The 10,367-nt window shown below is 68.1% G+C and carries 9 protein-coding genes; 7 read left to right on the top strand and 2 right to left on the bottom strand.

Features of this window, described 5'->3' with window-relative positions:
* Positions 1–1,197: ABC transporter substrate-binding protein (locus tag VGV06_14620; protein ID HEV2056380.1), on the bottom strand; the 1,197-nt coding region annotated here is incomplete at its 3' end.
* A 96-nt stretch (positions 1,198–1,293) separates the two neighbouring features.
* On the opposite strand from VGV06_14620, the gene VGV06_14615 reads away from it, so the two are divergent.
* Positions 1,294–2,325 carry a methionine synthase gene (locus VGV06_14615; GenBank protein ID HEV2056379.1) on the top strand — a complete coding sequence of 344 codons (1,032 nt, stop codon included), beginning with the start codon at positions 1,294–1,296 and terminating at the stop codon, positions 2,323–2,325.
* 7 nt (positions 2,326–2,332) lie between these two features.
* On the top strand, positions 2,333–2,806 hold the full coding sequence (locus VGV06_14610) for a RidA family protein (protein ID HEV2056378.1): 474 nt from the start codon (positions 2,333–2,335) through the stop codon (positions 2,804–2,806).
* A gap of 6 nt (positions 2,807–2,812) precedes the next feature.
* Here the strand turns inward: VGV06_14610 and VGV06_14605 are convergent, their stop codons facing one another.
* Entirely contained in the window at positions 2,813–4,792 is a 1,980-nt protein-coding gene (locus VGV06_14605; protein HEV2056377.1) for a glycosyltransferase family 39 protein, read from the bottom strand.
* 106 nt (positions 4,793–4,898) lie between these two features.
* Here VGV06_14605 and VGV06_14600 point away from each other — a divergent pair, with 106 nt between their 5' ends.
* From VGV06_14600 to VGV06_14580, 5 genes are all read left to right on the top strand, one after another.
* Positions 4,899–6,008, top strand: a complete 1,110-nt coding sequence (locus VGV06_14600) for an enolase C-terminal domain-like protein (protein HEV2056376.1) — start codon at positions 4,899–4,901, stop codon at positions 6,006–6,008.
* Positions 6,009–6,103: 95 nt separating this feature from the next.
* Positions 6,104–6,553: a (2Fe-2S)-binding protein gene (locus VGV06_14595; protein HEV2056375.1), complete on the top strand. Its 450-nt coding sequence runs from the start codon at positions 6,104–6,106 to the stop codon at positions 6,551–6,553.
* A gap of 11 nt (positions 6,554–6,564) precedes the next feature.
* Positions 6,565–8,745 carry a molybdopterin cofactor-binding domain-containing protein gene (locus VGV06_14590; protein HEV2056374.1) on the top strand — a complete coding sequence of 727 codons (2,181 nt, stop codon included), beginning with the start codon at positions 6,565–6,567 and terminating at the stop codon, positions 8,743–8,745.
* Between the two features lie 3 nt (positions 8,746–8,748).
* On the top strand, positions 8,749–9,039 hold the full coding sequence (locus tag VGV06_14585; GenBank protein HEV2056373.1) for a cytochrome C: 291 nt from the start codon (positions 8,749–8,751) through the stop codon (positions 9,037–9,039).
* Positions 9,036–10,310, top strand: a complete 1,275-nt coding sequence (locus VGV06_14580; GenBank protein ID HEV2056372.1) for an NAD(P)/FAD-dependent oxidoreductase — start codon at positions 9,036–9,038, stop codon at positions 10,308–10,310. Before VGV06_14585 ends, VGV06_14580 begins: the two co-directional genes overlap by 4 nt.
* The last annotated feature ends 57 nt before the right edge of the window (positions 10,311–10,367 follow it).

Genomic DNA, 10,367 nt, shown 5'->3' with positions numbered 1-10,367 from the left:
CTCGAGGTTCGGCTGGATCACTTCCCGCTGGATCTCGATCAGCGCGGGCGTGTACGGGAAGCGCTGCGCCGTCCGGAGCTGGTCGATGGCGGTCTTGTAGTTCGGGTTCTGCTTGTAGAAGGCCTGCATCTCGGGCGAGTTGACGGCCGAGGTGCGGATGGGCATGTAGCCCGTGGCCTTCGACAGCGAGATGGTCTGCGCGGGCTCGGTCATCCACTTGACGAAGGCCCAGCCGGCTTCCTTCTGGGCCGCGGGCGCGTCTCGGGCGATGACGAAGAAGGTCCCGCCCGTGGGCACCGCCTGCTTGACCTTCCCGGGCAGGAAGGCGGTGCCGAGCTTGAACTTGGCGTTCTCCGTCATGTAGTTGAGGAAGGCCGTTGAGGTGAAGATCATCGCCGCATGGCCGTTGATGAAATCGGTGTTCGTGACGGTCCAGGCGTTGTAGTCCTTGCCCGGCGGGCGTTTCATCGTCTTGTCCTTGTTGACGAGGTCCACCCAGAACTGCAGAGCTTCCGTCCCCTTGTCGCGGAAGGCGGCCTTCTTGCCGTCGGGCGTCACCAGCGAGCCGCCCGCCTCGTGGAGCAGCGCGTACCAGAACCACCAGTCCACGGGCACCTCGAAGCCGTACGTCTTGGTCTCGCTGCCCTCGCGCACCGTGAGCTTGGCCGCCGCATCCCGCAGCTCGTCCCACGTGGCCGGCACCTTCACGCCCTTGGCTGCGAGCATGTCGGCGTTGTAGTAGAGGATGGGCGTCGAGCGGAAGAAGGGTAGCGCCATCAGCGGCGCAGCGGGCTTGCCCAGGTAGTCGAAGTAGGTGTGCTGGGTCTGCCCGGGCAGGTAGTCCTCGAGGTTGGCGCCGTTCGGGCCCCTGGCGTAGGGCTCGAGGTTCTCGAAGAGCCCGGAGGCGGCGAGTTGCGGGATGGCCTCGCCGATCACGTGGAACACGGCGGGCGCGGTCTTGGTCGCCGCCGCAGCGCGGATCTTGGCCAGGGCCTCGAAGTAGTCGCCCTGGAAGGTCCCCTCGATCTTGTACTTGGACTGCGACTCGTTGAACCGCTTGATGTGGGCCTCGGTGACCTCGCGGTTCGTGCCCCCGAAGGAATACCAGAACTGGGCCACGACGGGGCCCTGCGCGGCGGCCGGCCCGGCCGCGCCGAGAAACCCAGCAATCATCAGCACGGCCAGCGCTCGTCTCATCTTCTTGTGCCTCCTCTGGTCTTGGGTGGCTCTCCTTCGCTCGCCGCTGCCGCGCGTGAGCAGCGGGATTATAGCGCGTGCTATTGTGTCCGGGCCATGCTCAAGACGACGCTCGCGGGAAGCCTCCCCAAGCCCGCCTGGCTTGCGGATCCGGGCCATCAGCTCTTCGCCCCGTGGCTGCCGCCAGCCGATCGGCTCGGCGAGGCCCAGGACGACGCCGTCCGCCTGGCGATATTCGACCAGGAAGATGCCGGCGTGGATATCGTCTCCGATGGCGAGCAGCGGCGCCGGCACTACATCTGGGGCTTCCTCGATGGCTTGACCGGCGTTGACACGGAACAGCTCGGGAGGAAGCGGACCCGTGGGGGCAAGTACGTCGCCGAGCAGGACGTGGCGCGGATCGTCGGCGAGGTCACGCGCAGAGGGCCCGTCATGGGTCCCGCGCTGGCATTCGCGAAACGCCACACTCGCCGCGCGCTGAAGGTCACCCTGCCCGGTCCCATGACCATCGTGGACAGCACGCTGGACGAGCACTACCGCGGCGACGAGGAGGGCCTCGCGATGCGCTTCGCCGCGCTTCTGAACGCGGAGGCGCGCGATCTGGCGGCGGCGGGGGCCGACGTGATCCAGTTCGACGAGCCCTGCTTCAATATCTACCTCGACAAGGTGAAAGCGTGGGGGATCCGCGCGCTCGAGACCGCCATCGCCGGCGTGACCTGCACGACGGCCATCCACATCTGTTACAGCTATGGAATCCCTCGCGTCCTGGCCTGGAAGCGGCAAAACACGGAATGGGGCCAGTACGCGGTGACTCTTCCGCTCCTGAGCAAGACGCGGATCGATCAGATCTCGCTGGAGTGCGCGGCCTCCGGAGTCGACATGGCAGTCCTGGCGGAGGCAGGCGGAAAGGACGTGCTGCTGGGAGTCATCGACGTGGGGACCGAGGAGATCGAGTCGCCAGCGCTCGTCGCCGAGCGGATCAGGAAGGCGCTCCCGTACGTGGATCCCGGGCGCCTCTTTCCCTGCACGGACTGCGGCCTGGTCCCGCGCACGAGGCCCGTGGCTCGGGCGAAGCTTCGGGCCCTCGTCGAAGGCGCGCAACTGGTCCGCCGCGAGCTCGGGGCCTGACGGGATCATGGCCAAAGACGTCCGCCCCGTCCACCACGCCGACCGCCGCCGCGACGTGATGATGCCCTACGCGCCGGCCCTCCTCGTTCGCCGCGGCTCGCTTCTCTTCCTCTCGGGCGTGACCGCGGCGCCCGTCTACCACAGCCACCCGCACCGCGAGGAGGAGTTCGACCTGCCGCGGACCATGCGCGAGCAGGCCGTGCTCGCCATGGAGAACTTGAAGAAGACGCTCGAGGCCGCCGGCTGCGCCATGAAGGACGTCGTCTCGGCCACGCGCTACCTGACCGATGTCGCCGAGCAGGACGACCTCAACCGCGTCTGGGCCGAGTACCTCGGCGGCCACCTGCCGACGACGACCACCGTCGAGGTCTCGCGCTTGGCCACGCATCCGAACTGCAAGGTCGAGATCTCGGCCATCGCCGTGGCAGACTCCGCACCGCCCCGCAAGCCGCGCAAGCGACGGAGTGGCCGCCGCAGGTAACGCTCACTATCCCTCGGAGGGCGCCGTAACGAGCGCGGCGTCGGGTCTGAGGTCGTAGAGCCGCATAGCGGTGCGGCGACTGCCGGGCGGCCGCCACAGCGCGGCGTCCACGAGCCTGCCGTTCGAGCGGACCCACTGGGCAATGGGCTCCTGGGCAACCTCGGCGCCCAGCCTTCGGCTGACCACCGAGAGGTCGCCGAGCATCACGAAGCGGACCTGCCTCGCCGCCGCCATTCCGGCCAACTTCTCCGGCGTCAGAATGGGATCCAACCCGTGAAATCCGCCCCGCGCCATCACGGACTGTCCGGTCTGGATGATGATCGGCGCAGCGAGCATGGTGGTCGAGGTCGCCAGCAGATAGCGCTCGCCCTGGCGGTTGGACGTCAAGAAGGAGATCAGCCGCGAGACGTTCGCTGAAGCTTCAGTCCGGAGCTGGAGGCGTGAGCCGGGACCGCCGTCGGCGGCGAGCAGTCGGGCGAGATCGGCCGAGGGAAGGACGCTGATGCCGGTCACCAGGACACTGCTCAACGCCCACGCGAGGGGAAGGATCAGCAGCGCGGCCACGCCGACGCCGAGCGCGCCGGCGGTCAGCCGGCGGACAGCCCGGCTTCGGGCCCGCCGAAGCGAGCAGCCAGCCAGCACGATGACAGCCGCCAGCGTTCCGCCGATCAGCGCGCGGTGAAGCCAGCTCTGCCAGCCGTCATACCCATCGAGCGCACGCGCATCGATGTAGAGCTGCCACGCGGCGTTCAGCACCAGCGTGACCAGAACAGGGCCTGCGCGCCAGCCCCCGTCGACCGACCAACGCCGCAAGCTCACCGCGCCAATGCCCGCGAGCGCAGCCAACGGCGGCGCCATGGTCACCAGGTAGTAGAAGTGAAAAAAACCGCCGGCCGCACTGTAGACCACGGCATACGTAAGGGCCCAGCCGGCCCAGAGCACCAGCGCGAGGTGCGCCGGGGCGAGCGGCCTGCGCAACGGCTCGCGGACCGCGCCGAACGCCAGCCCTGCAAGCGCCAACGGGAACAACCACCCCACCTGACCCGCCAGTTGACCGTCGGAGAGGCGAAGCGGCCCGACCGGGGCCCGGACGAAGAGTCGCGACCACGCGGTTCGTAGCCTGGGCTCAACCCCCCGTCCGGCATCGACTGCCGATCCCGTGGCCTCGGCCTGTCCGACTCGTGATTCGCTCGCTACCGTGGCGGACGGGCGCGTCTGACGGACGAATCGGCCGATGCCGTAGGGACCGACCGTCAGCTCCAGCACCGAGTTGCTGTCGGTCGTACCAGCGTACGGCCGCTTGTCCGCCGGAGTAAGGTCGTAGACGGCCACCCAGGACAGCGACACCAGCGTCAGGATGAGGCCGCCCAGCGTCAGGTCGACGAGCCGGCGGCGCAGTCCCACGGGGGCGCCCAGGAGGTACACGAGCGCGAATGTCGGCAGCACCACGAAGGCTGCGAGCATCTTCACGTTGAACGCCACGCCGATGAGGGCCATGGCGAGCAGCAGAAATCGCCGGCTGCCGGCTTCAGCCGCTCTTGTTAGCGCCCACGCTGCGAGGAGGAGAAACAGCAGGAGGCAGCTCTCGGTGTTACTCGAGCGGTCGACCGCGACGCTCACAGGCGTCACCGCGAGGAAGAGAGCCGCCAGCAGCCCGGCCGGCGGGCCGAACCGGCGCTGGACCAGGTGGTAGACGAGCCAGACCGCGGCCAAGCCTTCCAGGACCTGGGGCACGAGGACGGAAAGCCCGTGGAATCCAAAGAGCTTCACGGCGGCGACCTGGATCCACATCGCGACCGGAGGCTTGTCCACGGAGACGAATCCGGCAGGGTCAAACGCGTGGTACAGGAAGTTGTGCCAGCTGGCGCTCATGCTCCTGACGCCGGCGGTGTAGTACTCGTTGCCGAAGCCGTTCTGGTCCAGGCGCCACAGCCGGAGCACCGCGGCCAGAAACAGGATGGCGATCAACCCTAGGCGCACGAGCATGGCGACCGCCAGCATAGTCGGATGGGACAATTGCGGCAAGGGCGTGTCGTTGACGCGCGGCAGGGGCAATTTCTTCGGCTCTCGAGTGTGCTAGTCTCGGCCTTCGATGAAGGTCACCGACGTCCACCTGACGCTCTTCGGCTGGGACGACATCCCGGCCACGCGGTACGGCATTCATACGGGGACGTTCAGCGGCGCGAGCCAGCTCGGCCTCGTGACGATCGAGACCGACGACGGCGTCAAGGGTCACGCCTTCCTTGGCTCGGCCATGCGCGGCGGGCACCTGGACGGGCAGTCGCTCATCCAGTACCTGAAGCCGGTCGTGCTCGGCCAGGACCCGCTCGCCCGCGAGCGCCTCTACCAGGCGATGTGGCAGAAGAACCGCCAGACGACGCTTCGCGCGATTGGCGCGATGGACGTGGCCCTCTGGGACATCGCGGGAAAGGTGACGGGCCTGCCGATCCATCGGCTGATCGGCTCGTACCGGAACAGCGCCCCGGCCTACGCCAGCTCCGCCGTCCTGCCGACCAAGGAGGCCTACGCGGAGGAAGCGACGCGCTTCAAGAGCGAGGGCTGGTCGGCCTACAAGATCCACCCACCTACTGATCCCGTCGTCGACGCGGAGGTCTGCCGCGCCGTCCGGCGCGCCGTCGGCGACGGCTTTACCGTGATGCTCGACTCGACCTGGGCCTACCAGTATCCCGAGGCGCTCCGCGTCGGAAAGGTCATCGAGGAGCTGGGCTTCTACTGGTACGAGGACCCGCTCGCGGATGACGACCTCCTGAGCTACGTGAAGCTCAAGCAGCACCTGGCGATCCCGATCCTGGCCACCGAGTACGCGCCGGGCGGCCTCACCGCCTACGCGCCGTGGCTCGTCCATCAAGCCACCGATTTTCTCCGAGGAGATGTCGCCGTGAAGGGCGGCATCACCGCCCTCGTCAAGGCGGCGCATCTCGCCGAGGCCTTCCACATGAACTTCGAGATCCACCACGGCGGCAATTCCCTCAACAACGTGGCGAACCTCCACGTGATGATGGCCATCCGGAACTGCGAGTTCTTCGAGGTGCTGCTGCCGGCCGGAGCCCAGAAGTACGGCTTGGCCCAGGACATCGAGGTCGACAAGCGGGGGCTCGTCCACGCCTTCGATGGCCCGGGGCTCGGCGCCGCCATCGATTTCGGCCTCATCGAGCGAAAGAAGATCGCCGTCCTGACTTGAGGGAGCGACCGAACTACCCACTTGACGGCTGATTGGCCCCGTTGTACCTAGAAGCACCGGAGCAGAGAGACCCCGTAACTTTGGGAGGCCACGCCATGGAACGCCTGACGATCAACGGCAAAAGCGTAGAGGTCGATGTCGACCCCAACACCCCGCTCCTCTGGGCCATCCGGGAGCAGGTCGGCCTCACCGGCACCAAGTACGGCTGCGGCATAGCGCAGTGCGGCGCATGCACGGTGCACATCGACGGCAAGGCCGTCCGCTCGTGCGTCGTGCCCGTCGCCGGGGCCGTGGGCACGCAGATCACGACCATCGAAGGCCTCGCTGCGGGTGCCACCCTGCACAAGGTGCAGAAGGCCTGGGTCGACTTCGAGGTGCCGCAGTGCGGCTACTGCCAGTCGGGCATGATCATGGCGGTGGCCGCGCTCCTGGAGGCGACGCCGAAGCCGACCGACGCCGACATCGACTCGGGGATCACGAACATCTGTCGTTGCGGCACGTTCCAGGAAGTGCGCCAGGCCATCCACGCCGCGGCGAAGGCATAGGGGGAGAGGCCATGATCACCAAGACTCCGAAGATCGATCGCCGCTCCTTCGTCATCGGCACAGGCGCTGTCGGCGCCGGCCTCGCCCTCGGTCTCAAGATCCCCTTCAGCGCCAGCGTCGTCCGCGCCCAGGACGGCTCGCCCGAGATCAACGCCTGGGTGGTCATCCGCCCGGACGACACGGTCGTGATCCGGGTCGCGCGGTCCGAGATGGGGCAGGGCACGATCACCGGCCTCGCCCAGATGGTGTGCGAGGAGCTCGAGTGCGACTGGTCGAAGGTGACGACCGAGTACCCGACCCCGGGTCAGAGCGTCGCACGCAAGCGCGTCTGGGGCGATTTCTCCACGGGCGGCAGCCGCGGCATCCGCACTTCGCAGGAATACGTCCGCAAGGGCGGCGCGGCGGCGCGCATGATGCTGATCCAGGCCGCAGCCAACGGCTGGGGCGTTCCCGCTGCCGAGTGCAGCGCCGCGAATAGCGTGATCACCCACAAGCCCACCGGCCGCACGACCACGTACGGCAAGGTCGCGGAAGCCGCCGCGAAGCTGACCCCGCCAGCGGAGGTGGCGCTGAAGGACCCGAAGGACTGGAAGCTCATCGGCAAGTCGGTCAAGCGCCTGGACACGATGGGGAAGGTAGACGGTTCGCAGGTCTATGGCTTCGACCTGAAATTGCCCGGGATGCTGAACGCCGCGATCAAGGACTGTCCGGTCTTCGGCGGCAAGGTGAAGAGCTTCGAGGCCGCCAGGGTGACGGGCATGCCGGGCGTCCGGCACGTGGTGCGGGTCGGCGATTCCGGCGTCGCCGTCGTGGCCGATACGTGGTGGCGCGCCAAGACCGCGCTCGACGCGCTGCCCATCGTCTGGGACGAGGGCCCGAACGCCCAGGTCTCGAGCGCCACGATCGCCGACATGCTGAAGGCCGGCCTCGATGCGGATCAGGCCTTCGTGCGCAACCAGAACGGCGACGTGAAGGCCGCCATCACCGGCGCGGCGAAGAAGGTCGAGGCGGTCTACGCCTATCCGTTCCAGAACCACGCGACGATGGAACCGATGAACGCGACGGCGAAGTACACGCCGGACCGCTGCGAGGTCTGGGTGCCGACGCAGAATGGCGAGGCCGCTTTCGCGGCGACGCTGGCGGCGTCCGGCCTTCCGGCCGACAAGTGCGAGGTCTACAAGATCAATCTCGGCGGTGGGTTCGGACGGCGCGGGGCCTTCCACGACTACGTCACCCAGGCCGTGCTGATCGCCAAGCAGATCCCGGGGACGCCGGTGAAGCTTCTGTGGTCGCGCGAGGAAGACATGACGCACGGCAAGTATCACCCGGTCATGCAGGCGAAGCTGACCGGCGGGCTGGATGCGGCCGGCAACCTGACCGGACTGCACTGCCGCTTGTCGGGACAGTCGATCATCGCGGCCGTGTTCCCACAGAACCTGCAGGAGGGCAGAGACAATCTGGCATTCCAGGGGCTCGACCCGAGCGGGGACTTCGCGTTCGGGTACACCGTCCCGAATCTCCTGATCGACCATGCGATGCGCAACACGCACGTCCCGCCGGGGTTCTGGCGCGGCGTGAACATCAACCAGAACGCCATCTTCATGGAATGCTTCATGGACGAGCTCGCCCAGGCCGCCGGCCGGGACCCGCTCGAGTTCCGGCGCAAGCTGATGGCGAAGCATCCGAAGCACCTCGCCGTGCTGAACGCGGTGGCTGGGCGGGCGGGATGGGGCAAGCCGGCGCCGAAGGGCGTGTATCGCGGGCTGGCCCAGATGATGGCGTTCGGCAGCTACGTGGCGGCGTGCGCTGAAATCTCCGTCACCGGCGGCAACCGGGTGAAGGTACAGCGCATCATCTGCGCGACCGATCCCGGGTACGCCGTCAACCCCGCACAGATCGAGCGCCAGATCTCCGGGTCATTCGTCTACGGATTGTCCGCGTTGTTCATGGAGGAATGCACGGTCAAGGCCGGCCGCATCGAGCAGACGAACTTCAGCTCCTACGACTCGATGCGGATCGCACAAATGCCGAAGGTCGAGTCGATCATCATGCCCTCCGGCGGGTTCTGGGGCGGGGTTGGCGAGCCGACGATCTGCGTGGCGGCACCGGCGGTCCTGAACGCGTTCTTTGCCGCGACCGGCCGCCGCATCCGCACGTTCCCGCTGAAGAACCACGGCATCCAGATGGTGTAGGCGATGCGCAGGATCCTGGCCGCTGCGATCGGATGTGCCTCGATCGCAGCGGCAGCCGTGGTGTCGGCCGAGCCGCCGGCCGGCGCGGCGGCGTGCTCGGGCTGTCATCCGGCCTCGGCACGCGTGACGTCGCCCGTGCTCCGCCTCGCCGGGCTCGATCAGACCCGGATCGTCAGGGCGATGGAAGACTTCCGCTCTGGGAAGCGGCCCGCCACCGTCATGGACCGGATCTCCAAAGGGTTCACCGACGACGAAATCCAGGCCATCGCCGCCTGGTACGCCTCGCAGCGGTGAAGGCGGGCCGCCGCGAGTTCCTCAAGTTTGCTGCCGCGGTCACTGCCTCGGCCGCGCTCTTCTCCGTTCCAGCCGTCGCACGAGGAGCCGCCCCTCGCGTCGTGGTGGTTGGCGGCGGCTTCGCCGGCGCGAGCTGCGCCCGCGCCCTCCGAAAGGCCGACTCGTCCATCGCCGTGACGCTGGTCGAGCCGAACGCGACGTTCACCGCCTGCCCATTCAGCAATGCCGTCATCGCCGGCCTGCGGGAGCTGAGCGCCCAACAGTTCACGTACCAGCGCATCACCGCCGACGGCATCGCCGTCGCCCGTACGACCGCGACTGCGGTCGATGCGGAGGCCCGGTCGGTCACGCTCGCGGACGGCACACGCCTGCCGTACGACCGGCTGGTGCTGGCGCCCGGCATTGATATCCGCTGGGGCGCGCTGCCGGGCTACGACGAGGCGGCGGCCGCGCAGATGCCGCATGCCTGGCGAGCGGGCGAGCAGACCCTCTTGCTGCGCCGTCAGCTCGAAGCCATGGCCGACGGCGGGCTCGTCGTGATCTCGGCGCCCGCGAATCCGTTCCGCTGCCCGCCCGGGCCCTACGAGCGCGCCAGCCTGATCGCGCACTATCTCAAGACCAAGAAGCCAAAATCCAAGCTGATCATCCTCGACGCCAAGGACGCGTTTTCCAAGCAGCGCCTGTTTCAGAGCGCCTGGAACGAGCTGTACCCCGGCTTGCTCGAGTGGGTGCCGCTGTCCAAGGGCGGCAACGTCACCTCGGTGGACGCCGCGACTCGCACGCTGGTGACCGATTTCGGCCGGCACAAGGCGACGGTGGCCAACGTCATCCCGCCGCAGAAGGCCGGCCGCATCGCGGACGCTGCGGGCGTCGCCGACCGCACCGGCTGGTGCCCGATCGATCCGGTGACGTTCGAGTCGAAGTTGCAGCCGCGCATTCACGTCATCGGCGACGCCGCGATCGCCGGCGCGATGCCGAAATCGGCCTTTGCGGCGAATTCCCAGGCCAAGACGTGCGCCGAGGCCGTCGCGCGGCTCGTCACGGGCGGCGCGCCATCCGTACCCAAGCTGATCAACACGTGCTACAGCCTGGTCGCGCCCGACTATGGAATATCGATTGCCGGCGTCTACCAGCCTTCGGGCGGGCTGCTGGCCGAAGTTCCCGGCTCCGTCGGCGTCAGCCCGGCGGACGCGCCGCGCGAGACGCGCGCGCTCGAGGCGGTGCTCGGCGAGAGCTGGTTCCGCACCATCACCGCCGAGACGTTCGGATGAGGCTGCCGGCGGCGATAGTCGCCGTCTGCTGCCTGGTGGGCTCTGCACGCGCAGACG

Source organism: Candidatus Methylomirabilota bacterium (genome assembly GCA_035936835.1).
Lineage (GTDB): Bacteria > Methylomirabilota > Methylomirabilia > Rokubacteriales > CSP1-6 > AR37.
This window is presented reverse-complemented; position numbering and strand designations above follow the sequence as displayed.